A 22,009-nucleotide genomic window follows, 5' to 3' on the forward strand; every position below is an offset into this window, starting at 1 on the left:
CAAGAGAGATTGAGCCGATTAGAGAATAAGCGTTTGCGCGGGAGGCAATAGCAAAGATGATGCAGGAGGGCTGCCGGATACTATCGGCGGCAAATAGGATGGGTGCTCGCAATTTCGAGCACATCCAAATGAATCAATTAGATCGGCTCATCTTGTCGGCGAGTCCAAGCAAATTTCGGAGCGCAACACTGCGATTGTGAGGCGACCAGACCGCCGAGAAAGCGACCGGCTCGGGTTCGTCGGTGATCGGCAGGAAGACCACCCCGGATGTTGGCAAGAGGGACGAAGCCGCACCTATGACAGTGATACCGAAATCCTGTCCCACCATCGACAGCAAGGTGCCGCGCCCAACATCAAATCTAAGGATCGAAGGCGCGGGCCAGGTTCCGGCAAGGCGTAAAACGATATGGTCATGCACTTGTGGGCCGGTGCCACCATGTCTGACGATGAACGTGTCCGCTGCCAGATCAGCCCATGTGGCGGCCGAGCGTCCAACAAGAGCGTGCCGCGCCGACACAGCGGCTAAAAGGGGTTCGGTCCATATTCGCCGGGAATGACAGTCGGGCGGTTTGGACGTGCCGGCAACGAACGCAATATCCAGCCGGTCGGCTCGAAGCTGCGTGAGAGTATCGCGTGCTGTGCCCTCCGTGATTTCGATGTCGAGATTGGGATGGTCCTTTCGATACTGACCAATCAGCTCTGCAAGGAAGCTGCCCGGAATCAGGGCATAGACACCGATGCGTAGCCGGCCGCATTCGCCTTGCGCTGTCATGCCGGCGGTCTTGACGGCGTGATCGAGTTGATCGACGCCTGCCACGACCCGCTCCATGAAGTGTCTGCCTGCATCCGTCAGCCGGACGCCTCGCGCATGGCGCTCGAACAGCAGGACACCAAGATTTTCTTCCAGCGCCTTAACGCGCGCGCTGACGCTCGACTGACTGACGCCGAGCGCGTTGGCCGCGTGCCGAAAGTTCAGATGCTCAGCGACGGCAACGAACTGAACAAGGGAAATGAGCGGTATCCTGCCGGACAGGATACCGCCATTCACGAGGCTGCGATGGCGGGTGCGCCGCATGGGTGCCAGCCGTCCTACCAATCGCCGGTTAGACGACTGGCGACCTCTCGGAAGGAACGTCGCGGGATCGAAGTAGCGCCAGACCCACCGATACCAGCACCGCCATCGTCGTCGCGTAGACGATCACGGGCCATGCGGTGTCGCCATTTAACAGCGTCACCGCCAATGTCCCGACGATGCTGACGATCAGACTTTGAATGCAGAAGTAGAACGCGACTGCCGATCCTGCGATGTCATCGAACTGTGCAAGCGCGCCGTTGGCGGTAACAGACACCGTGACGACAATGCCGACCGCCATAACCCACATTGGTAGGACGAAGGTGAGGAATGACGGCGAGCCGTAGAGTTCGCCTATCCCCAACAGGACCGCTCCGCAAACGAGCAGCGCCATCCCACGCGCCACGCATCCCGCGATGCCCCATCTGGCGACAAAGGACTTCGCGAAGCGGGTTGTCACGATCATGACGAATGCGACAGTGGCGAAGGCTAAGCTGAATCCGATCTCCGAATAGTCCGCTTGGCCTATGAGCACGCGGGGGGCCGTCGAGAAGAAGACAAAGAAAGTGCCCATGCCGGCGCTAAAGCCGACCGTGTAAACCCAAAAGGCCGGACTCGCGAAGATCGGCAAAACGGATCGGCGCGTTCCTGCTCCGTCCAACGGGCGGGTTTCGTGCCATCTGAAACCGGCATTCAAGAGTGCGGGTAACGCAAGCGCAGCCAGCGTGACGAATATCGCCCGCCATCCGAAAAACTCGCCGATGAGTGCTCCAGCGATTGGGCCAAGAGCAGGTACGAAGGCCAGCATCGAACTGAAAAGGCCGTAGATGACGACGCCCTCGGGCTGGCTGGCATACACGTCGCGAACCGTCGCGAACGTCGCCACCAGCGCAGCCGATGCGCCGACCGCTTGAAGCAGGCGGAAGGCGACCAAGGCTGCGGCCGTTGACGACCATGCTGCTCCGAGAGACGCAACGACGAAAATCACCCCGCCAGCAAGCAGGACTGGCCGTCGCCCGATGCGATCCGAAAGCGGCCCGAAGATCACTTGGCCCACGCCGAGCATCACCATGTAGAGGCTCAACGTGAGTTGGATAGTAGATGGCGTCGTATTCAGGATGCCGGGCATCGCCGGAACGACGGGAAGGTAAATATCCATCGCCAGTGACGCGAGGATGTCGAAGGGAGCCATCAGCAGCAGAGCTGCCGGCAACGTATAAGCCCACGCGGGGCGTGTGGTGGTCATGACGAATCAACCTCTCGAATAAGGATTCCGGGCGGCGTCTGCTCGTCAGCAATCAAACAGGATTGGTCTTACAGAACGCCGCAACAACAATGCTTGTTGTTGCGGCTTACTTGTCTGCTGTAATACTGGCTCCCATGCCGTTGACCTCACATTGAAAAGATGGATGGCGATTCTATCCGATCATCCCTTCCATCGCAATGCGTCGAGCTGCCAATCCGGGGTTGGACCACCTAGAGTCCAATCCCTCTCTGCCGGCCCAACTGCCAAGACACCGATCCGCCCTGCACGACGCCCATGACCTCGCGGCCGAGCTGACGGTCGATGATCGGCCGCCATGGGACAAGGGTGAACTCATGGGATTTCTCGACCACGGCGAACTTGCCGCTCGATAGCTGCACGGTGCCGGTGAACTTGCCGCTGACGCTCTCGCCATCCGCTGCTGCGCGGAACGGCAGACCTTTGCTCTCGGCCATCTCGGCGCCGACGCGGGCAACCTCGCGTTCGCGCAACGTGGCGAGAAGACTACGCCGATAGAAGATGCGGCCGTCCCGCGCTCGGGCGGCGTCGCCCTGTTCGATATGATGCTCGCGGCGCTGGTCCGCCACTCGTTCGCGACGGCCTTGCTCCGCAGCGGTTACGACATTCGAACCGTGCAGGATCTGCTCGGCCATTCCGACGTCTCTACGACGATGATTTACACGCATGTGCTGAAAGTTGGCGGTGCCGGAGTGCGCTCACCGCTTGATGCGCTGCCGCCCCTCACTAGTGAGAGGTAGGGCAGCGCAAGTCAATCCTGGCGGATTCACTACCCCTGCGCGAAGGCCATCGGTGCCGCATCGAACGGCCGGTTGCGGAAAGTCCTCCCTGCGTCCGCTGATGGCCGGCAGCAGCCCGTCGTTGCCTGATGGATCCAACCCCTCCGCTGCTATAGTGCAGTCGGCTTCTGACGTTCAGTGCAGCCGTCTTCTGAAAACGACAAGTCCCCTGCACGATGCTGTCTTGCGCCGTCACTTTACTAACCATAAACACCCTTTGTATGCCTTAGACAGAATTACGGGTTAAGTGACAATTTTTGACGACCGGCACGTTCTGGCTCACACTGTCACATAATCGAACGTTTGTGATACATGCTGATCGGATATGCCCGCGTCTCCAAAGCCGATGGCTCGCAGTCTCTCGACCTGCAGCACGACGCCTTGCGCGCCGCAGGTGTCGAACGGGACAATATCTATGATGATCTTGCTTCCGGCGGTCGTGATGATCGCCCTGGTTTGACCGCTTGCCTCAAGTCATTGCGTGACGGCGATGTGCTGGTGGTCTGGAAGCTCGATCGCCTCGGACGATCGCTTGCCCATCTGGTCAACACGGTGAAGGAGCTGTCAGACCGCAAGATCGGCCTGCGGGTTCTGACTGAAAAGGGCGCTCAGATCGACACCACGACTGCGTCCGGTCGCATGGTGTTCGGAATCTTCGCCACCTTGGCTGAGTTCGAGCGGGATCTGATCCGAGAGCGCACCATGGCGGGTCTCGCCTCCGCGAGAGCGCGCGGTCGCAAGGGCGGACGAAAATTCGCGCTCACCAAAGCTCAGGTGCGTCTCGCGCAAGCCGCCATGGCCCAGCGCGATACTTCAGTTTCCGATCTCTGCAAGGAACTTGGCATCGAGCGCGTCACTCTCTACCGGTACGTCGGCCCCAAAGGCGAGCTCAGAGACCATGGAAAGCATGTTCTTGGCCTTGCATAGCAACTCTTTTCTTTTCGCAGGTTGAGCCACCTCCGCGCCTCATCAGCAAACTGAAGGAACCTCCATTGAATCGGACTTATATTTTTTTGGGTGAATCGCATTCTGACTGGTTGCCTGTCAGAGGCGGAGAATCCGGTGATTTTGTTTTTCGACGTGGTGACGGGCATGCCTTCGCGAAAATCGCACCTGCTTCCCGTCGCGGTGAGCTCGCTGGAGAGCGTGACCGCCTCATTTGGCTCAAAGGTCGAGGTGTGGCTTGCCCCGAGGTAATCAACTGGCAGGAGGAACAGGAGGGCGCATGCCTAGTGATAACGGCAATTCCGGGAGTACCGGCGGCGGATCTGTCTGGAGCAGATTTGCTCAAAGCGTGGCCGTCAATGGGGCAGCAACTTGGGGCTGTTCACAGCCTATCGGTTGATCAATGTCCGTTTGAGCGCAGGCTGTCGCGAATGATCGGACGCGCCGTTGATGTGGTGTCCCGCAATGCCGTCAATCCCGACTTCTTACCTGACGAGGACAAGAGTACGCCGCAGCTCGATCTTTTGGCTCGTGTCGAACGAGAGCTACCGGTGCGGCTCGACCAAGAGCGCACCGATATGGTTGTTTGCCATGGTGATCCCTGCATGCCGAACTTCATGGTAGACCCTAGAACTCTTCAATGTACGGGTCTGATCGACCTTGGGCGGCTCGGAACAGCAGATCGCTATGCCGATTTGGCACTCATGATTGCTAACGCCGAAGAGAACTGGGCAGCGCCAGATGAAGCAGAGCGCGCCTTCGCTGTCCTATTCAATGTATTGGGGATCGAAGCCCCCGACCGCGAACGCCTTGCCTTCTATCTGCGATTGGACCCTCTTACTTGGGGTTGATGTTCATGCCGCCTGTTTTTCCTGCTCATTGGCACGTTTCCCAACCTGTTCTCATTGCGGACACCTTTTCCAGCCTCGTTTGGAAAGTTTTTTTGCCAGACGGGACTCCTGCAATCGTCAAAGGATTGAAACCTATAGAAGACATTGCTGATGAACTGCGCGGGGCCGACTATCTGGTATGGCGCAGTGGGAGGGGAGCAGTCCGGTTGCTCGGTCGTGAGAACAATCTGATGTTGCTCGAATATGCCGGGGAGCGAATGCTCTCTCACATCGTTGCCGAGCACGGCGACTACCAGGCGACCGAAATTGCAGCGGAACTGATGGCGAAGCTGTATGCCGCATCTGAGGAACCCCTGCCTTCTGCTCTTCTCCCGATCCGGGAGCGCTTTGCAGCTTTGTTTCAGCGGGCGCGTGACGATCAAAACGCAGGTCGTCAAACTGACTACGTCCACGCGGCGATTATAGCCGATCAAATGATGAGCAATGCCTCGGAACTGCGTGGGCTACATGGCGATCTGCATCATGAAAATATCATGTTCTCCAGTCGCGGCTGGCTGGTGATAGATCCAGTCGGTCTGGTCGGTGAAGTGGGCTTTGGCGCCGCCAATATGTTCTACGATCCGGCTGACAGAGACGACCTTTGTCTCGATCCTAGACGCATTGCACAGATGGCGGACGCATTCTCTCGTGCGCTGGACGTCGATCCGCGTCGGCTGCTCGACCAGGCGTACGCTTACGGGTGTCTTTCCGCGGCTTGGAACGCGGATGGAGAAGAGGAGCAACGCGATCTAGCTATCGCGGCCGCAATCAAGCACGTGCGACAGACGTCATACTAGATATCAAGCGACTTCTCCTATCCCCTGGGAACACATCAATCTTACCGGAGAATATCGTTGGCCAAAGCCTTAGCGTAGGATTTCGCCCCCTCCCGCAAACGACCCCTATAGCAGCGGAGGGGTTGGATCCATCAGGCAACGACGGGCTGCTGCCGGCCATCAGCGGACGCAGGGAGGACTTTCCGCAACCGGCCGTTCGATGCGGCACCGATGGCCTTCGCGCAGGGGTAGTGAATCCGCCAGGATTGACTTGCGCTGCCCTACCTCTCACTAGTGAGGGGCGGCAGCGCATCAAGCGGTGAGCGCACTCCGGCACCGCCAACTTTCAGCACATGCGTGTAAATCATCGTCGTAGAGACGTCGGAATGGCCGAGCAGATCCTGCACGGTTCGAATGTCGTAACCGCTGCGGAGCAAGGCCGTCGCGAACGAGTGGCGGAGGGTGTGCGGTGTGGCGGGCTTCGTGATGCCTGCTTGTTCTACGGCACGTTTGAAGGCGCGCTGAAAGGTCTGGTCATACATGTGATGGCGACGCACGACACCGCTCCGTGGATCGGTCGAATGCGTGTGCTGCGCAAAAACCCAGAACCACGGCCAGGAATGCCCGGCGCGCGGATACTTCCGCTCAAGGGCGTCGGGAAGCGCAACGCCGCTGCGGCCCTCGGCCTGGTCCTTCAGCCACCATGCCCGTGCACGCGACAGCTGCTCGCGCAGGCTGGGTGCCAAGCTCTCGGGTAACATCAAGGCCCGATCCTTGGAGCCCTTGCCCTCCCGCACGATGATCGTGCCGTGATCGAAATCCAGATCCTTGACCCGCAGTTGCAAACCCTCACTGATCCGCATGCCCGTTCCATACAGAAGCTGGGCGAACAAACGATGCTCGCCTTCCAGAAAACCGAGGATGCGAACCACTTCATCCGGGGTCAGCACCACCGGCAAGCGCCGCGACGGCCGAGGTCTTCCGATCTCCTGAAGCCAGGGCAGATCCGTGCACAGCACCTTGCCGTAGAAGAACAGCAAGGCCGCCAATGCCTGACGATGCGTGGAGACCGAAACCTTGCGCTCGTTCGCCAGCCAGGACAGAAATGCCTCGACTTCGCTGCTGCCCAAGGTTGCCGGGTGACGCACACCGTGGAAACGGATGAAGGCACGAACCCAGTGGACATAAGCCTGTTCGGTTCGTAAACTGTAATGCAAGTAGCGTATGCGCTCACGCAACTGGTCCAGAACCTTGACCGAACGCAGCGGTGGTAACGGCGCAGTGGCGGTTTTCATGGCTTGTTATGACTGTTTTTTTGTACAGTCTATGCCTCGGGCATCCAAGCAGCAAGCGCGTTACGCCGTGGGTCGATGTTTGATGTTATGGAGCAGCAACGATGTTACGCAGCAGGGCAGTCGCCCTAAAACAAAGTTAGCGGTAATTTAACCAGATAGGAGTACAGACATATGAAAATCGTAAAAAGGATATTATTAGTATTGTTAAGTTTATTTTTTACAATTGTGTATTCAAATGCTCAAACTGACAACTTAACTTTGAAAATTGAGAATGTTTTAAAGGCAAAAAATGCCAGAATAGGAGTAGCAATATTCAACAGCAATGAGAAGGATACTTTGAAGATTAATAACGACTTCCATTTCCCGATGCAAAGCGTTATGAAATTTCCGATTGCTTTAGCCGTTTTGTCTGAGATAGATAAAGGGAATCTTTCTTTTGAACAAAAAATAGAGATTACCCCTCAAGACCTTTTGCCTAAAACGTGGAGTCCGATTAAAGAGGAATTCCCTAATGGAACAACTTTGACGATTGAACAAATACTAAATTATACAGTATCAGAGAGCGACAATATTGGTTGTGATATTTTGCTAAAATTAATCGGAGGAACTGATTCTGTTCAAAAATTCTTGAATGCTAATCATTTCACTGATATTTCAATCAAAGCAAACGAAGAACAAATGCACAAGGATTGGAATACCCAATATCAAAATTGGGCAACCCCAACAGCGATGAACAAACTGTTAATAGATACTTATAATAATAAGAACCAATTACTTTCTAAAAAAAGTTATGATTTTATTTGGAAAATTATGAGAGAAACAACAACAGGAAGTAACCGATTAAAAGGACAATTACCAAAGAATACAATTGTTGCTCATAAAACAGGGACTTCCGGAATAAATAATGGAATTGCAGCAGCCACTAATGATGTTGGGGTAATTACTTTACCGAATGGACAATTAATTTTTATAAGCGTATTTGTTGCAGAGTCCAAAGAAACTTCGGAAATTAATGAAAAGATTATTTCAGACATTGCAAAAATAACGTGGAATTACTATTTGAATAAATAAAAAACTACCGCTAACACTGGCTCATAGGCAATGGCGGGTTGAAGTGCAATTTGCAAAGTCGGTAGCCCGCCCGAGCGTTTTCTCGGTTTGACAGGAAAGGCTCACGCAAACCGCCACTGCCCATAGCCCAAACCGTTAGGCCGCATGGACACAACGCAGGTCACATTGATACACAAAATTCTAGCTGCGGCAGATGAGCGAAATCTGCCGCTCTGGATCGGTGGGGGCTGGGCGATCGATGCACGGCTAGGGCGTGTAACACGCAAGCACGATGATATTGATCTGACGTTTCCCGGCGAGAGGCGCGGCGAGCTCGAGGCAATAGTTGAAATGCTCGGCGGGCGCGTCATGGAGGAGTTGGACTATGGATTCTTAGCGGAGATCGGGGATGAGTTACTTGACTGCGAACCTGCTTGGTGGGCAGACGAAGCGTATGAAATCGCGGAGGCTCCGCAGGGCTCGTGCCCAGAGGCGGCTGAGGGCGTCATCGCCGGGCGGCCAGTCCGTTGTAACAGCTGGGAGGCGATCATCTGGGATTACTTTTACTATGCCGATGAAGTACCACCAGTGGACTGGCCTACAAAGCACATAGAGTCCTACAGGCTCGCATGCACCTCACTCGGGGCGGAAAAGGTTGAGGTCTTGCGTGCCGCTTTCAGGTCGCGATATGCGGCCTAACAATTCGTCCAAGCCGACGCCGCTTCGCGGCGCGGCTTAACTCAGGTGTTACCGCAGCGAAATGGCCGGGCTGGTCAAGCGGTACGGTGACGACCTCAGCAAGTGCGACTTTATCGCGGCCATGAAGCTGGCCAGCAAGGGCCGGGAGCCGGACGAGATCGGCAAGGCCATGGCCGAGGCCAGCCCCGCCATCATGGAGCGCAAGACGGGCCATGAGGCCGATTACATCAAGCGTACGGTGCAGAAGGTGATGGAGCTGCCGCAGGTGCAGGAGGCCCGCGCCGAGCTGGCGAAGCAGGCCGAGAAACAGCAGTACCGAGGGCCGACATTAGGATAAAACACTTGCATTAGAGCTAATGCCTGTTATGGTGTTAGCTCTAATGCGGAGGAAATATGAAAGACCAACACGACAAGCGTACCGGCAACCTGCTGGCCACCCCCAACGCTATACGACAGGCCCGCTTTGCCGAGCAGCAGCGAGCCATGGGCCGCAAGGCCCGGAAGATATGGGCCACAGACGCAGAGGCCGAGGCGCTGCGGCTGTATCTGGAAGAACTCAGGGCGGCGCAGGGCGGGGGTAGTGACCCCGCCAGCGCCTAACCACCAACCGCCTACACAGGAGGCAAATCAATGGCTACCCATAAGCCTATCGACATTCTGGCGAGCTTCACAGAGCTACCGCCACCGATTGACTACGTACTGCCCAACATGGTGGCCGGCACCGTGGGGGCGCTGGTGTCCCCCGGTGGGGCCGGCAAGTCCATGCTGGCCCTGCAACTGGCCGCACAGATCGCAGGCGGCCCCGACCTGCTGGACGTGGGCGAGTTGCGCACCGGCCCGGTGATCTACCTGCCCGCCGAAGACCCGCCCACCGCCATACATCACCGCCTGCACGCATTGGGGGAACGCCTGACCGACGAGCAACGGCAAGCCGTGGCTGACGGTCTGCTAATCCAGCCGCTGATCGGCAGCCTACCCAACATCATGGCCCCGGAGTGGTTCGACGGCCTCAAGCGAGCCGCTGAGGGACGCCGCTTGATGGTGCTGGATACCTTGCGCCGGTTCCACATCGAGGAAGAGAACGCCAGCGGCCCCATGGCGCAAGTGATTGGCCGCATGGAGGCCATCGCCGCCGATACCGGGTGCTCTATCGTGTTCCTGCACCATGCCAGCAAGGGCGCGGCCATGATGGGCGCAGGCGACCAGCAGCAGGCCAGCCGGGGATCGTCCGTGCTGGTGGATAACATCCGCTGGCAATCGTACCTGTCCGGCATGACCACCGGTGAGGCCGAGGAATGGGGCGTAGACGACACGCAGCGGCCCTATTTCGTCCGCTTTGGAGTCAGCAAGGCCAACTATGGGGCACCGTTCAAAGACCGCTGGTTCAGGCGGCATGACGGCGGGGTACTCAAGCCCGCCGTGCTGGAAAAGCAGCACAAGAGCAAGGGGGTGCCTCGTGGCAAAGCCTAAGAACAAACACAGCCTCAGCCACGTCCGGCACGACCCGGCGCACTGTCTGGCCCCCGGCCTGTTCCGTGCCCTCAAGCGGGGCGAGCGCAAGCGCGGCAAGCTGGACGTGACGTATGACTACGGCGACGGCAAGCGGATCGAGTTCAGCGGCCCGGAGCCGCTGGGCGCTGATGATTTGCGCATCCTGCAGGGGCTGGTGGCCATGGCCGGGCCTAGTGGTCTGGTGCTAGAGCCAGAACCGGAGACCCCCGGCGGGCAGCAGCTCCGGCTGTTCCTGGAACCCAAATGGGAAGCCGTTACCGCTGACGCCATGGTGGTCAAGGGTAGCTATCGGGCGCTGGCTCGTGAAATAGGCTATGCCAATATCGAGGACTCAAAGCCCATCAGGGACTGCATTGAACGGCTTTGGAAGGTGTCCATCATCGCCCAGAATGGCCGCAAGCGGCAGGGCTTCCGGCTGCTTGCCGAGTACGCCAGCGACGAGGCAGACGGGCGCCTGTATGTGGCCCTGAACCCCTTGATCGCGCAGGCCGTCATGGGTGGCGGCCAGCATGTGCGCATCAGCATGGACGAGGTGCGGGCGCTGGACAGCGAAACCGCCCGCCTGCTGCACCAGCGGCTGTGTGGCTGGATCGACCCCGGCAAGACCGGCAAGGCGGCCATAGATACCCTGTGCGGCTACGTCTGGCCGTCAGAGGCCAGTGGGGCCGCCATGCGCAAGAGACGCCAGCGGGTGCGCGAGGCGCTGCCGGAGCTGATCGCGCTGGGCTGGACGGTGAACGAGTATGCGGCGGGTAAGTACGACATCGCACGGCCCAAGGCGGCAGGCTGACCCCTGCAATAACTGTCACGCCCCCCCCGTTAACTGTCACGCCCCCCCCGTTAACTGTCACGCCCCCCCCCGTTAACTGTCACGAACCCCCCCGTTAACTGTCACGCCCCCAAACCTGCAAACCCAGCAGGGGCGGGGGCTGGCGGGGTGCTGAAAAAATCCATCCATGATTATCTAAGAATAATCCACTAGGCGCGGTTAACAGCGCCCTAGTGGGGCGCTGTTTGCCCTTGCCCAAAATGCCCGGCCAGAGGCCGGATAACTGATCTATCCGCTGCGCTAGGCTACACACCGCCCCCACCGCTCCGCGGTAGGGAAAAGGCGGGCCAAGGCCCGCAAACCCAAACCCCATGCACAGACGCCACAGGAAGCCGCAGACGCCTTTAGCCGCTTTAGCGGCCTTTACCCCTGCCCGCAGGGCGGGGGCGCGTGTGAAGCCCCGCAGGGGCCATGCTGGCCACCTTGCGCTTGGCTATCTCCGCCTTGATGGTCGCGCCCGCCTCTCGCATCTCTTGCTGCAGGGCTTCGATCTCGGCAGGTGTCAGCCGGTAGAAGCTCACCCTTGCCCCTCTTGCGGCTCCGGCTGGCCATGCTCCTGTGGCTGCTATTCCTGCTTGGGTGGCAGTCCGAACAGCGCCCGGTCATGGTCGCGCTCTAGGTAGCTGTCCAGCCCATCGAGCAAGCGCTGTTCTGGCCACTCGCCGCTTTCGACTTTGCCGAGTATCCACGCGCCTACCAGCACCTTGCGCCGGGTGTCCTCCTTGCGCTTTTGCTGCTGCTCCCGTGCCCTGACCCGCTGGATCTTGGCGTTGATCCGTGCCCGTTGCTCTTCCAGCTTGGCGAGCCGTTCCGCTGCTTTTGCCATGTTGACATTCCCCTTGGTTATGTGCTTGCCATCATGCTATCATCGGAGCACAGACACCGCAAACCCCGACCGTCATTCTAACGGGAGGGCGCACTTACCGGTTTCTCTTCGAGAAACTGCCCTGCGGGCACCCCTTTGGGGCTGTGCGCTCTCCGAGGGCCATTGCATGGAGCTAAACCCCTATGGCCATCTATCACCTTACGGCCAAGACCGGCAGCCGGAACGGCGGCCAGTCGGCCAAGGCGAAAGCCGATTACATCCAGCGGGAGGGCCGTTACTCCCGCGACCGTGACGAGGTGCTGCACACTCAGTCCGGCCACCTGCCCGAGTGGGCCGAGCGCCCCGCCGACTACTGGGATGCTGCCGACCTGTATGAACGCGCCAATGGGCGGCTGTTCAAAGAGGTTGAGTTTGCCCTGCCGGTCGAACTGACCCTAGATCAGCAGCGGGAGCTGGTGGACGAATTCGCCCGGCATCTGACCGAGGGCGAGCGCCTGCCGTATACGCTGGCCATTCATGCCGGTAAAGGTGAGAACCCCCATTGCCACTTGATGATCTCTGAGCGGAAGAACGACGGTATCGAGCGCCCGGCTGACCAGTGGTTCAAGCGGTACAACGCCAAACAGCCAGAGCGGGGCGGGGCGCAGAAGTCCGAGAGCCTGAAGCCCAAGGCATGGCTTGAGCAGACCCGCGAGGCATGGGCCGACCATGCCAACCGGGCATTAGAGCGGGCTGGTCACGACGCCCGCATTGACCATAGAACACTTGAGGCGCAGGGCATCGAGCGCCTGCCGGGCATCCATCTTGGCCCCAACGTGGTGGAGATGGAGGGCCGGGGCATCCGCACCGAGCGGGCCGACACCGCCCTAGCCATCGACACGGCCAACGGCCAGATCATCGACTTACAAGAATACCGGGAGGTTATCGAGCATGAGCGCGATAGACAGAGTGAAGAAGTCCAGAGGCATCAACGAGTTAGCGGAGCAGATCGAACCGCTGGCCCAGAGCATGGCGACACTGGCCGACGAGGCCCGGCAGGTCATGAGCCAGACTCAGCAGGCCAGCGAGGCGCAGGCAGCGGAGTGGCTGAAAGCCCAACGCCAGACAGGGGCGGCATGGGTGGAGCTGGCCAAGGAGTTGCGGGAGGTAGCCGCCGAGGTGAGCAGCGCCGCGCAGAGCGCCCGGAGCGCCGCCCGTGGCTGGACATGGAAGTTGTGGGCCGGGGTCTTGATCGCTTCCGTGACGCCTATTCTGGCGCTGCTGATCGCATCATGGCTTTGGCTGGAGCCGCAAATCATCGAACAACAGGGGGGTATATGGCTGGTTTTCAAGCTCAAGTAAAGGGTGACCGCACCGCGCAAGCCATCGCCCGGCAGCTCAAGGCCATGGGCTGCGACCGGTACGACATCGGCATACGGGATGCCGCCAGCGGCAAGATGATGAACCGGGAATGGTCAGCCGCCGAAGTGCTCCAGAACACGCCATGGCTCAAGCGGATGAATGCCCAGGGCAATGACGTGTATATCAGGCCCGCCGAGCAGGAGCGGCATGGTTTGGTGCTGGTGGACGATCTCAGTGAGTTCGACTTGGATGACATGAAAGCCGAGGGCCGGGAGCCGGCGCTGATCGTGGAGACCAGCCCCAAGAACTATCAGGCATGGGTAAAAGTGGCTCAGGACGCCCCAGCAGGTCACAGGGGCGTAATCGCCCGGAAGCTGGCCCGCGAGTACGACGCCGACCCGGCCAGCGCCGACAGCCGCCACTATGGTCGCTTGGCGGGCTTCACCAACCGCAAGGACAAGCACACCACCCGCACCGGTTATCAGCCGTGGGTGCTGCTGCGTGAATCCAAGGGCAAGACCGCCACCGCAGGGCCGGAGCTGATGCAGCAGGCCGGGCAGGTGCTGGACAGCATTAAGCGCCAACAGGAACGGACGGCACGACTGGCCGAGATCACCGCCCCGCGGAGTGTGCGCCGGTATCGCCGCAGCGCCGTGGACGACTACCGCAGCGAAATGGCCGGGTTGGTCAAACGCTTCGGTGACGACCTCAGCAAGTGCGACTTCATTGCGGCTATGAAGCTGGCCAGCAAGGGCCGGGAGCCGGACGAGATCGCCAAGGCCATGGCCGAGGCCAGCCCCGCGATCATGGAGCGCAAGGCAGGCCATGAGGCCGATTACATCAAGCGCACGGTACAGAAAGTGATGGAGCTGCCGCAGGTGCAGGAGGCCCGCGCCGAGCTGGCGAAGCAGACCCAGAAGCAGCGCAGTCGGGGGCCAGATTTAAGTATGTAATGCTTGCGTTAGCGCTAACTGGTGGTATACTGTTAGCTCTAATGGAGGGTTTGAGATGAAAGACCAACACGACAAGCGTACCGGCAACCTGCTGGCCACCCCTAACGCTATACGACAGGCCCGCTTTGCCGAACAGCAGCGAGCCATGGGCCGCAAGGCCGCGAGCACCCCCCCCATAACTCTTCGCCTCATGACCGAGCGCGACCTGCCGATGCTCCATGATTGGCTCAACCGGCCGCACATCGTTGAGTGGTGGGGTGGTGACGAAGAGCGACCGACTCTTGATGAAGTGCTGGAACACTACCTGCCCAGAGCGATGGCGGAAGAGTCCGTAACACCGTACATCGCAATGCTGGGCGAGGAACCGATCGGCTATGCTCAGTCGTACGTCGCGCTCGGAAGCGGTGATGGCTGGTGGGAAGATGAAACTGATCCAGGAGTGCGAGGAATAGACCAGTCTCTGGCTGACCCGACACAGTTGAACAAAGGCCTAGGAACAAGGCTTGTCCGCGCTCTCGTTGAACTACTGTTCTCGGACCCCACCGTGACGAAGATTCAGACCGACCCGACTCCGAACAACCATCGAGCCATACGCTGCTATGAGAAGGCAGGATTCGTGCGGGAGAAGATCATCACCACGCCTGACGGGCCGGCGGTTTACATGGTTCAAACACGACAAGCCTTCGAGAGAAAGCGCGGTGTTGCCTAACAACTCATTCAAGCCGACGCCGCTTCGCGGCGCGGCTTAATTCAGGTGTTAGCGGTAATTTAACCAGATAGGAGTACAGACATATGAAAATCGTAAAAAGGATATTATTAGTATTGTTAAGTTTATTTTTTACAATTGTGTATTCAAATGCTCAAACTGACAACTTAACTTTGAAAATTGAGAATGTTTTAAAGGCAAAAAATGCCAGAATAGGAGTAGCAATATTCAACAGCAATGAGAAGGATACTTTGAAGATTAATAACGACTTCCATTTCCCGATGCAAAGCGTTATGAAATTTCCGATTGCTTTAGCCGTTTTGTCTGAGATAGATAAAGGGAATCTTTCTTTTGAACAAAAAATAGAGATTACCCCTCAAGACCTTTTGCCTAAAACGTGGAGTCCGATTAAAGAGGAATTCCCTAATGGAACAACTTTGACGATTGAACAAATACTAAATTATACAGTATCAGAGAGCGACAATATTGGTTGTGATATTTTGCTAAAATTAATCGGAGGAACTGATTCTGTTCAAAAATTCTTGAATGCTAATCATTTCACTGATATTTCAATCAAAGCAAACGAAGAACAAATGCACAAGGATTGGAATACCCAATATCAAAATTGGGCAACCCCAACAGCGATGAACAAACTGTTAATAGATACTTATAATAATAAGAACCAATTACTTTCTAAAAAAAGTTATGATTTTATTTGGAAAATTATGAGAGAAACAACAACAGGAAGTAACCGATTAAAAGGACAATTACCAAAGAATACAATTGTTGCTCATAAAACAGGGACTTCCGGAATAAATAATGGAATTGCAGCAGCCACTAATGATGTTGGGGTAATTACTTTACCGAATGGACAATTAATTTTTATAAGCGTATTTGTTGCAGAGTCCAAAGAAACTTCGGAAATTAATGAAAAGATTATTTCAGACATTGCAAAAATAACGTGGAATTACTATTTGAATAAATAAAAAACTACCGCTAACACTGGCTCATAGGCAATGGCGGGTTGAAGTGCAATTTGCAAAGTCGGTAGCCCGCCCGAGCGTTTTCTCGGTTTGACAGGAAAGGCTCACGCAAACCGCCACTGCCCATAGCCCAAACCGTTAGGCCGCATGGACACAACGCAGGTCACATTGATACACAAAATTCTAGCTGCGGCAGATGAGCGAAATCTGCCGCTCTGGATCGGTGGGGGCTGGGCGATCGATGCACGGCTAGGGCGTGTAACACGCAAGCACGATGATATTGATCTGACGTTTCCCGGCGAGAGGCGCGGCGAGCTCGAGGCAATAGTTGAAATGCTCGGCGGGCGCGTCATGGAGGAGTTGGACTATGGATTCTTAGCGGAGATCGGGGATGAGTTACTTGACTGCGAACCTGCTTGGTGGGCAGACGAAGCGTATGAAATCGCGGAGGCTCCGCAGGGCTCGTGCCCAGAGGCGGCTGAGGGCGTCATCGCCGGGCGGCCAGTCCGTTGTAACAGCTGGGAGGCGATCATCTGGGATTACTTTTACTATGCCGATGAAGTACCACCAGTGGACTGGCCTACAAAGCACATAGAGTCCTACAGGCTCGCATGCACCTCACTCGGGGCGGAAAAGGTTGAGGTCTTGCGTGCCGCTTTCAGGTCGCGATATGCGGCCTAACAATTCGTCCAAGCCGACGCCGCTTCGCGGCGCGGCTTAACTCAGGTGTTATGCAGCCAAATCCCAACAATTAAGGGTCTTAAAATGGTAAAAGATTGGATTCCCATCTCTCATGATAATTACAAGCAGGTGCAAGGACCGTTCTATCATGGAACCAAAGCCAATTTGGCGATTGGTGACTTGCTAACCACAGGGTTCATCTCTCATTTCGAGGACGGTCGTATTCTTAAGCACATCTACTTTTCAGCCTTGATGGAGCCAGCAGTTTGGGGAGCTGAACTTGCTATGTCACTGTCTGGCCTCGAGGGTCGCGGCTACATATACATAGTTGAGCCAACAGGACCGTTCGAAGACGATCCGAATCTTACGAACAAAAAATTTCCCGGTAATCCAACACAGTCCTATAGAACCTGCGAACCCTTGAGAATTGTTGGCGTTGTTGAAGACTGGGAGGGGCATCCTGTTGAATTAATAAGGGGAATGTTGGATTCGTTAGAGGACTTAAAGCGCCGTGGTTTACACGTCATTGAAGACTAGTCCTTTGCATAACAAAGCCATCAAACCGGACGCCAGAGATTCCGCGCCTGTTGCGCATGGCTTCGCCATTTTATGCGCAATAGGCGCGCCACCCTGTCGCCCGCACAATAAGGCTCCTCGCAGAGTTGCTTGAAAGTTGTTACGATTCAAATTCAATCATGAGATAGTCAGCAGATGAGCACTTCCAAGAACGCAGACAAGTAAGCCGCAGCAACCTTCATTTTTCGGTTGTTGCGGCGTTCTCATGAATCCTTTTGCTCTACGGGAGCGCCGCCAAATCCTTTGTTCAAGGAGATGGTTTCGTGCGCTCAAAAAACTTTAGTTGGCGGTACTCCCTTGCCGCCACGGTGTTGTTGTTATCACCGTTCGATTTATTGGCATCACTCGGCATGGACATGTACTTGCCAGCAGTGCCGTTTATGCCAAACGCGCTTGGTACGACAGCGAGCACAATTCAGCTTACGCTGACAACGTACTTGGTCATGATTGGTGCCGGTCAGCTCTTGTTTGGACCGCTATCGGACCGACTGGGGCGCCGCCCCGTTCTACTGGGAGGTGGCCTCGCCTACGTTGTGGCGTCAATGGGCCTCGCTCTTACGTCATCGGCTGAAGTCTTTCTGGGGCTTCGGATTCTTCAGGCTTGTGGTGCCTCGGCGTGCCTTGTTTCCACATTTGCAACAGTACGTGACATTTACGCAGGTCGCGAGGAAAGTAATGTCATTTACGGCATACTCGGATCCATGCTGGCCATGGTCCCGGCGGTAGGCCCATTGCTCGGAGCGCTCGTCGACATGTGGCTTGGGTGGCGGGCTATCTTTGCGTTTCTAGGTTTGGGCATGATCGCTGCATCTGCAGCAGCGTGGCGATTCTGGCCTGAAACCCGGGTGCAACGAGTTGCGGGCTTGCAATGGTCGCAGCTGCTACTCCCCGTTAAGTGCCTGAACTTCTGGTTGTACACGTTGTGTTACGCCGCTGGAATGGGTAGCTTCTTCGTCTTTTTCTCCATTGCGCCCGGACTAATGATGGGCAGGCAAGGTGTGTCTCAGCTTGGCTTCAGCCTGCTGTTCGCCACAGTGGCAATTGCCATGGTGTTTACGGCTCGTTTTATGGGGCGTGTGATACCCAAGTGGGGCAGCCCAAGTGTCTTGCGAATGGGAATGGGATGCCTGATAGCTGGAGCAGTATTGCTTGCCATCACCGAAATATGGGCTTCGCAGTCCGTGTTAGGCTTTATTGCTCCAATGTGGCTAGTGGGTATTGGTGTCGCCACAGCGGTATCTGTGTCGCCCAATGGCGCTCTTCGAGGATTCGACCATGTTGCTGGAACGGTCACGGCAGTCTACTTCTGCTTGGGCGGTGTACTGCTAGGAAGCATCGGAACGTTGATCATTTCGCTGTTGCCGCGCAACACGGCTTGGCCGGTTGTCGTGTACTGTTTGACCCTTGCAACAGTCGTGCTCGGTCTGTCTTGTGTTTCCCGAGTGAAGGGCTCTCGCGGCCAGGGGGAGCATGATGTGGTCGCGCTACAAAGTGCGGAAAGTACATCAAATCCCAATCGTTGAGAGAATGTGGCAAGCTATCGCCCAACAAATCGCTGCAGCCGACCCAAAACCGCTACGCGGTTTCGGTCGGCTGAGCTCAGGCGTTAGGCCTCGCCGAAGCGAAAGATCGCTACTTGAAGTGTTGACGCCTTTGTTTTAAAGTTTCGCGTCTATCTTTCTGATTTTGTTAAAAAATCAGACTTTGATTAATCATGTTAGACGTCAGAGGTATTTTGACTTAAACGCCTCTGAGGTCGAATTAACGTTAGCCACCAAGAAGGTGCCATGAAAACATTTGCCGCATATGTAATTATCGCGTGTCTTTCGAGTACGGCATTAGCTGGTTCAATTACAGAAAATACGTCTTGGAACAAAGAGTTCTCTGCCGAAGCCGTCAATGGTGTCTTCGTGCTTTGTAAAAGTAGCAGTAAATCCTGCGCTACCAATGACTTAGCTCGTGCATCAAAGGAATATCTTCCAGCATCAACATTTAAGATCCCCAACGCAATTATCGGCCTAGAAACTGGTGTCATAAAGAATGAGCATCAGGTTTTCAAATGGGACGGAAAGCCAAGAGCCATGAAGCAATGGGAAAGAGACTTGACCTTAAGAGGGGCAATACAAGTTTCAGCTGTTCCCGTATTTCAACAAATCGCCAGAGAAGTTGGCGAAGTAAGAATGCAGAAATACCTTAAAAAATTTTCCTATGGCAACCAGAATATCAGTGGTGGCATTGACAAATTCTGGTTGGAAGGCCAGCTTAGAATTTCCGCAGTTAATCAAGTGGAGTTTCTAGAGTCTCTATATTTAAATAAATTGTCAGCATCTAAAGAAAACCAGCTAATAGTAAAAGAGGCTTTGGTAACGGAGGCGGCACCTGAATATCTAGTGCATTCAAAAACTGGTTTTTCTGGTGTGGGAACTGAGTCAAATCCTGGTGTCGCATGGTGGGTTGGGTGGGTTGAGAAGGAGACAGAGGTTTACTTTTTCGCCTTTAACATGGATATAGACAACGAAAGTAAGTTGCCGCTAAGAAAATCCATTCCCACCAAAATCATGGAAAGTGAGGGCATCATTGGTGGCTAAAACAAAGTTAAACATCATGAGGGAAGTGGTGATCGCCGAAGTATCGACTCAACTATCAGAGGTAGTTGGCGTCATCGAGCGCCATCTCGAACCGACGTTGCTGGCCGTACATTTGTACGGCTCCGCAGTGGATGGCGGCCTGAAGCCACACAGTGATATTGATTTGCTGGTTACGGTGACCGTAAGGCTTGATGAAACAACGCGGCGAGCTTTGATCAACGACCTTTTGGAAACTTCGGCTTCCCCTGGAGAGAGCGAGATTCTCCGCGCTGTAGAAGTCACCATTGTTGTGCACGACGACATCATTCCGTGGCGTTATCCAGCTAAGCGCGAACTGCAATTTGGAGAATGGCAGCGCAATGACATTCTTGCAGGTATCTTCGAGCCAGCCACGATCGACATTGATCTGGCTATCTTGCTGACAAAAGCAAGAGAACATAGCGTTGCCTTGGTAGGTCCAGCGGCGGAGGAACTCTTTGATCCGGTTCCTGAACAGGATCTATTTGAGGCGCTAAATGAAACCTTAACGCTATGGAACTCGCCGCCCGACTGGGCTGGCGATGAGCGAAATGTAGTGCTTACGTTGTCCCGCATTTGGTACAGCGCAGTAACCGGCAAAATCGCGCCGAAGGATGTCGCTGCCGACTGGGCAATGGAGCGCCTGCCGGCCCAGTATCAGCCCGTCATACTTGAAGCTAGACAGGCTTATCTTGGACAAGAAGAAGATCGCTTGGCCTCCCGCGCAGATCAGTTGGAAGAATTTGTTCACTACGTGAAAGGCGAGATCACCAAGGTAGTCGGCAAATAATGTCTAACAATTCGTTCAAGCCGACGCCGCTTCGCGGCGCAGCTTAATTCAGGCGTTAGATGCACTAAGCACATAATTGCTCACAGCCAAACTATCAGGTCAAGTCTGCTTTTATTATTTTTAAGCGTGCATAATAAGCCCTACACAAATTGGGAGATATATCATGAAAGGCTGGCTTTTTCTTGTTATCGCAATAGTTGGCGAAGTAATCGCAACATCCGCATTAAAATCTAGCGAGGGCTTTACTAAGCTTGCCCCTTCCGCCGTTGTCATAATCGGTTATGGCATCGCATTTTATTTTCTTTCTCTGGTTCTGAAATCCATCCCTGTCGGTGTTGCTTATGCAGTCTGGTCGGGACTCGGCGTCGTCATAATTACAGCCATTGCCTGGTTGCTTCATGGGCAAAAGCTTGATGCGTGGGGCTTTGTAGGTATGGGGCTCATAATTGCTGCCTTTTTGCTCGCCCGATCCCCATCGTGGAAGTCGCTGCGGAGGCCGACGCCATGGTGACGGTGTTCGGCATTCTGAATCTCACCGAGGACTCCTTCTTCGATGAGAGCCGGCGGCTAGACCCCGCCGGCGCTGTCACCGCGGCGATCGAAATGCTGCGAGTCGGATCAGACGTCGTGGATGTCGGACCGGCCGCCAGCCATCCGGACGCGAGGCCTGTATCGCCGGCCGATGAGATCAGACGTATTGCGCCGCTCTTAGACGCCCTGTCCGATCAGATGCACCGTGTTTCAATCGACAGCTTCCAACCGGAAACCCAGCGCTATGCGCTCAAGCGCGGCGTGAGCTACCTGAACGATATCCAAGGATTTCCTGACCCTGCGCTCTATCCCGATATTGCTGAGGCGGACTGCAGGCTGGTGGTTATGCACTCAGCGCAGCGGGATGGCATCGCCACCCGCACCGGTCACCTTCGACCCGAAGACGCGCTCGACGAGATTGTGCGGTTCTTCGAGGCGCGGGTTTCCGCCTTGCGACGGAGCGGGGTCGCTGCCGACCGGCTCATCCTCGATCCGGGGATGGGATTTTTCTTGAGCCCCGCACCGGAAACATCGCTGCACGTGCTGTCGAACCTTCAAAAGCTGAAGTCGGCGTTGGGGCTTCCGCTATTGGTCTCGGTGTCGCGGAAATCCTTCTTGGGCGCCACCGTTGGCCTTCCTGTAAAGGATCTGGGTCCAGCGAGCCTTGCGGCGGAACTTCACGCGATCGGCAATGGCGCTGACTACGTCCGCACCCACGCGCCTGGAGATCTGCGAAGCGCAATCACCTTCTCGGAAACCCTCGCGAAATTTCGCAGTCGCGACGCCAGAGACCGAGGGTTAGATCATGCCTAGCATTCACCTTCCGGCCGCCCGCTAGCGGACCCTGGTCAGGTTCCGCGAAGGTGGGCGCAGACATGCTGGGCTCG

General features: G+C 56.0%; 23 protein-coding genes and 5 pseudogenes. 22 read left to right on the forward strand and 6 right to left on the reverse strand.

The genetic code is table 11. From position 1 onward, the window contains the following. Positions 1–133: 133 nt before the first annotated feature. The 4 genes and pseudogenes from R8O70_RS11935 to R8O70_RS11950 form a co-directional block, all read right to left on the reverse strand. Positions 134–772 (reverse strand): LysR family substrate-binding domain-containing protein, encoded by a 639-nt coding sequence (locus tag R8O70_RS11935; protein ID WP_258236883.1) that lies wholly within the window; start codon positions 770–772, stop codon positions 134–136. A gap of 3 nt (positions 773–775) precedes the next feature. Continuing rightward, positions 776–1,075, reverse strand: a pseudogene (locus R8O70_RS11940) (LysR family transcriptional regulator); the annotation flags it as partial. Between the two features lie 28 nt (positions 1,076–1,103). Then, positions 1,104–2,318: a chloramphenicol/florfenicol efflux MFS transporter FloR gene (gene floR / locus R8O70_RS11945; protein WP_106761485.1), complete on the reverse strand. Its 1,215-nt coding sequence runs from the start codon at positions 2,316–2,318 to the stop codon at positions 1,104–1,106. Between the two features lie 230 nt (positions 2,319–2,548). Continuing rightward, a pseudogene (locus tag R8O70_RS11950) lies at positions 2,549–2,998 on the reverse strand (DUF3363 domain-containing protein); the annotation flags it as partial. On the opposite strand from R8O70_RS11950, the pseudogene R8O70_RS11955 reads away from it, so the two are divergent. From R8O70_RS11955 to R8O70_RS11970, 4 genes and pseudogenes are all read left to right on the forward strand, one after another. Beyond that, a pseudogene (locus R8O70_RS11955) lies at positions 2,915–3,094 on the forward strand (tyrosine-type recombinase/integrase); the annotation flags it as partial. The pseudogenes R8O70_RS11950 and R8O70_RS11955 sit on opposite strands and share 84 nt — an antisense overlap. 351 nt (positions 3,095–3,445) lie before the next feature. Continuing rightward, positions 3,446–4,060 carry a recombinase family protein gene (locus R8O70_RS11960; RefSeq protein WP_099593669.1) on the forward strand — a complete coding sequence of 205 codons (615 nt, stop codon included), beginning with the start codon at positions 3,446–3,448 and terminating at the stop codon, positions 4,058–4,060. Positions 4,061–4,125: 65 nt separating this feature from the next. After that, positions 4,126–4,929 (forward strand): aminoglycoside O-phosphotransferase APH(3'')-Ib, encoded by an 804-nt coding sequence (gene aph(3'')-Ib / locus R8O70_RS11965; protein ID WP_025464697.1) that lies wholly within the window; start codon positions 4,126–4,128, stop codon positions 4,927–4,929. Then, positions 4,929–5,765, forward strand: a complete 837-nt coding sequence (locus R8O70_RS11970) for an APH(6)-I family aminoglycoside O-phosphotransferase (RefSeq protein WP_000480959.1) — start codon at positions 4,929–4,931, stop codon at positions 5,763–5,765. Before aph(3'')-Ib ends, R8O70_RS11970 begins: the two co-directional genes overlap by 1 nt. 260 nt (positions 5,766–6,025) lie before the next feature. On the opposite strand, the gene intI1 is transcribed toward R8O70_RS11970, so the two are convergent. Next, a complete protein-coding gene (gene intI1, locus R8O70_RS11975) occupies positions 6,026–7,039 on the reverse strand; it encodes a class 1 integron integrase IntI1 (RefSeq protein WP_000845048.1) in 1,014 nt (337 codons plus the stop codon). A 171-nt stretch (positions 7,040–7,210) separates the two neighbouring features. Here intI1 and R8O70_RS11980 point away from each other — a divergent pair, with 171 nt between their 5' ends. The 6 genes from R8O70_RS11980 to repC all read left to right on the forward strand — a co-directional run bounded on the left by R8O70_RS11980 (position 7,211) and on the right by repC (position 11,090). Then, positions 7,211–8,110: an inhibitor-resistant extended-spectrum class A beta-lactamase VEB-1 gene (locus tag R8O70_RS11980; protein WP_000706731.1), complete on the forward strand. Its 900-nt coding sequence runs from the start codon at positions 7,211–7,213 to the stop codon at positions 8,108–8,110. Positions 8,111–8,254: 144 nt separating this feature from the next. Then, positions 8,255–8,788 (forward strand): aminoglycoside nucleotidyltransferase ANT(2'')-Ia, encoded by a 534-nt coding sequence (aadB, locus tag R8O70_RS11985; protein WP_000381802.1) that lies wholly within the window; start codon positions 8,255–8,257, stop codon positions 8,786–8,788. A 61-nt stretch (positions 8,789–8,849) separates the two neighbouring features. After that, a complete protein-coding gene (locus R8O70_RS11990; protein WP_223847821.1) occupies positions 8,850–9,125 on the forward strand; it encodes a hypothetical protein in 276 nt (91 codons plus the stop codon). A gap of 56 nt (positions 9,126–9,181) precedes the next feature. Next, a complete protein-coding gene (gene urfF / locus R8O70_RS11995; RefSeq protein WP_112928753.1) occupies positions 9,182–9,388 on the forward strand; it encodes a plasmid repression protein F in 207 nt (68 codons plus the stop codon). 30 nt (positions 9,389–9,418) lie between these two features. Next, positions 9,419–10,258 carry a helicase RepA family protein gene (locus tag R8O70_RS12000; RefSeq protein WP_169573183.1) on the forward strand — a complete coding sequence of 280 codons (840 nt, stop codon included), beginning with the start codon at positions 9,419–9,421 and terminating at the stop codon, positions 10,256–10,258. Further along, positions 10,245–11,090 carry a replication protein C, IncQ-type gene (repC, locus tag R8O70_RS12005; protein ID WP_112928757.1) on the forward strand — a complete coding sequence of 282 codons (846 nt, stop codon included), beginning with the start codon at positions 10,245–10,247 and terminating at the stop codon, positions 11,088–11,090. The genes R8O70_RS12000 and repC overlap by 14 nt, the downstream gene beginning before the upstream one ends. Positions 11,091–11,694: 604 nt before the next feature. On the opposite strand, the gene R8O70_RS12010 is transcribed toward repC, so the two are convergent. Next, on the reverse strand, positions 11,695–11,955 hold the full coding sequence (locus R8O70_RS12010; RefSeq protein WP_169573164.1) for a mobilization protein: 261 nt from the start codon (positions 11,953–11,955) through the stop codon (positions 11,695–11,697). Positions 11,956–12,137: 182 nt separating this feature from the next. Between R8O70_RS12010 and R8O70_RS12015 the strand changes: the two are divergent. The 12 genes and pseudogenes from R8O70_RS12015 to sul1 all read left to right on the forward strand — a co-directional run. Beyond that, a pseudogene (locus R8O70_RS12015) lies at positions 12,138–12,779 on the forward strand (MobA/MobL family protein); the annotation flags it as partial. Between the two features lie 106 nt (positions 12,780–12,885). Further along, entirely contained in the window at positions 12,886–13,296 is a 411-nt protein-coding gene (locus R8O70_RS12020; RefSeq protein WP_011117300.1) for an IncQ-type mobilization protein MobB, read from the forward strand. Next, complete coding sequence (locus tag R8O70_RS12025) at positions 13,272–14,249, forward strand: DNA-primase RepB domain-containing protein (protein WP_011117301.1); 978 nt, start codon at positions 13,272–13,274, stop codon at positions 14,247–14,249. The genes R8O70_RS12020 and R8O70_RS12025 overlap by 25 nt, the downstream gene beginning before the upstream one ends. Positions 14,250–14,394: 145 nt before the next feature. Continuing rightward, complete coding sequence (locus tag R8O70_RS12030; protein ID WP_112928758.1) at positions 14,395–14,958, forward strand: AacA4 family aminoglycoside N(6')-acetyltransferase; 564 nt, start codon at positions 14,395–14,397, stop codon at positions 14,956–14,958. Between the two features lie 83 nt (positions 14,959–15,041). Further along, on the forward strand, positions 15,042–15,941 hold the full coding sequence (locus tag R8O70_RS12035) for an inhibitor-resistant extended-spectrum class A beta-lactamase VEB-1 (protein ID WP_000706731.1): 900 nt from the start codon (positions 15,042–15,044) through the stop codon (positions 15,939–15,941). Positions 15,942–16,085: 144 nt separating this feature from the next. Then, positions 16,086–16,619: an aminoglycoside nucleotidyltransferase ANT(2'')-Ia gene (gene aadB, locus R8O70_RS12040; protein ID WP_000381802.1), complete on the forward strand. Its 534-nt coding sequence runs from the start codon at positions 16,086–16,088 to the stop codon at positions 16,617–16,619. A gap of 84 nt (positions 16,620–16,703) precedes the next feature. After that, entirely contained in the window at positions 16,704–17,156 is a 453-nt protein-coding gene (locus R8O70_RS12045) for an NAD(+)--rifampin ADP-ribosyltransferase Arr-2 (protein ID WP_000237816.1), read from the forward strand. A 302-nt stretch (positions 17,157–17,458) separates the two neighbouring features. After that, positions 17,459–18,718 carry a chloramphenicol efflux MFS transporter CmlA5 gene (locus tag R8O70_RS12050; protein ID WP_012300772.1) on the forward strand — a complete coding sequence of 420 codons (1,260 nt, stop codon included), beginning with the start codon at positions 17,459–17,461 and terminating at the stop codon, positions 18,716–18,718. Between the two features lie 264 nt (positions 18,719–18,982). After that, on the forward strand, positions 18,983–19,783 hold the full coding sequence (locus R8O70_RS12055; RefSeq protein WP_000846390.1) for an oxacillin-hydrolyzing class D beta-lactamase OXA-10: 801 nt from the start codon (positions 18,983–18,985) through the stop codon (positions 19,781–19,783). Between the two features lie 16 nt (positions 19,784–19,799). After that, positions 19,800–20,638 (forward strand): annotated as a pseudogene (aadA1, locus tag R8O70_RS12060) (ANT(3'')-Ia family aminoglycoside nucleotidyltransferase AadA1). Positions 20,639–20,754: 116 nt separating this feature from the next. Further along, positions 20,755–21,102 (forward strand): quaternary ammonium compound efflux SMR transporter QacE delta 1, encoded by a 348-nt coding sequence (locus tag R8O70_RS12065; protein WP_000679427.1) that lies wholly within the window; start codon positions 20,755–20,757, stop codon positions 21,100–21,102. After that, positions 21,096–21,935, forward strand: coding sequence for a sulfonamide-resistant dihydropteroate synthase Sul1 (gene sul1, locus R8O70_RS12070; protein ID WP_276441666.1), 840 nt, complete (start codon positions 21,096–21,098; stop codon positions 21,933–21,935). Before R8O70_RS12065 ends, sul1 begins: the two co-directional genes overlap by 7 nt. Positions 21,936–22,009: the final 74 nt, after the last annotated feature.

This window comes from Vibrio sp. 779(2023), assembly GCF_033344285.1.
Classification (GTDB): Bacteria; Pseudomonadota; Gammaproteobacteria; order Enterobacterales; family Vibrionaceae; genus Vibrio; species Vibrio alginolyticus.

Coding starts and splice junctions, on each gene's coding strand:
- R8O70_RS11970 (WP_000480959.1), top strand. CDS start 4,929: ATGTTCATGCCGCCTGTTTTTCCTGCTCATTGGCACGTTTCCCAACCT.
- floR (WP_106761485.1), bottom strand. CDS start 2,318: ATGACCACCACACGCCCCGCGTGGGCTTATACGTTGCCGGCAGCTCTG.
- R8O70_RS12065 (WP_000679427.1), top strand. CDS start 20,755: ATGAAAGGCTGGCTTTTTCTTGTTATCGCAATAGTTGGCGAAGTAATC.
- R8O70_RS11980 (WP_000706731.1), top strand. CDS start 7,211: ATGAAAATCGTAAAAAGGATATTATTAGTATTGTTAAGTTTATTTTTT.
- R8O70_RS11990 (WP_223847821.1), top strand. CDS start 8,850: ATGGCCGGGCTGGTCAAGCGGTACGGTGACGACCTCAGCAAGTGCGAC.
- R8O70_RS12010 (WP_169573164.1), bottom strand. CDS start 11,955: ATGGCAAAAGCAGCGGAACGGCTCGCCAAGCTGGAAGAGCAACGGGCA.
- R8O70_RS12020 (WP_011117300.1), top strand. CDS start 12,886: ATGAGCGCGATAGACAGAGTGAAGAAGTCCAGAGGCATCAACGAGTTA.
- R8O70_RS11935 (WP_258236883.1), bottom strand. CDS start 772: ATGACAGCGCAAGGCGAATGCGGCCGGCTACGCATCGGTGTCTATGCC.
- sul1 (WP_276441666.1), top strand. CDS start 21,096: ATGGTGACGGTGTTCGGCATTCTGAATCTCACCGAGGACTCCTTCTTC.
- R8O70_RS11960 (WP_099593669.1), top strand. CDS start 3,446: ATGCTGATCGGATATGCCCGCGTCTCCAAAGCCGATGGCTCGCAGTCT.
- R8O70_RS12045 (WP_000237816.1), top strand. CDS start 16,704: ATGGTAAAAGATTGGATTCCCATCTCTCATGATAATTACAAGCAGGTG.
- R8O70_RS12035 (WP_000706731.1), top strand. CDS start 15,042: ATGAAAATCGTAAAAAGGATATTATTAGTATTGTTAAGTTTATTTTTT.
- R8O70_RS12000 (WP_169573183.1), top strand. CDS start 9,419: ATGGCTACCCATAAGCCTATCGACATTCTGGCGAGCTTCACAGAGCTA.
- R8O70_RS12030 (WP_112928758.1), top strand. CDS start 14,395: ATGGGCCGCAAGGCCGCGAGCACCCCCCCCATAACTCTTCGCCTCATG.
- aadB (WP_000381802.1), top strand. CDS start 8,255: ATGGACACAACGCAGGTCACATTGATACACAAAATTCTAGCTGCGGCA.
- intI1 (WP_000845048.1), bottom strand. CDS start 7,039: ATGAAAACCGCCACTGCGCCGTTACCACCGCTGCGTTCGGTCAAGGTT.
- urfF (WP_112928753.1), top strand. CDS start 9,182: ATGAAAGACCAACACGACAAGCGTACCGGCAACCTGCTGGCCACCCCC.
- R8O70_RS12025 (WP_011117301.1), top strand. CDS start 13,272: ATGGCTGGTTTTCAAGCTCAAGTAAAGGGTGACCGCACCGCGCAAGCC.
- R8O70_RS12055 (WP_000846390.1), top strand. CDS start 18,983: ATGAAAACATTTGCCGCATATGTAATTATCGCGTGTCTTTCGAGTACG.
- aadB (WP_000381802.1), top strand. CDS start 16,086: ATGGACACAACGCAGGTCACATTGATACACAAAATTCTAGCTGCGGCA.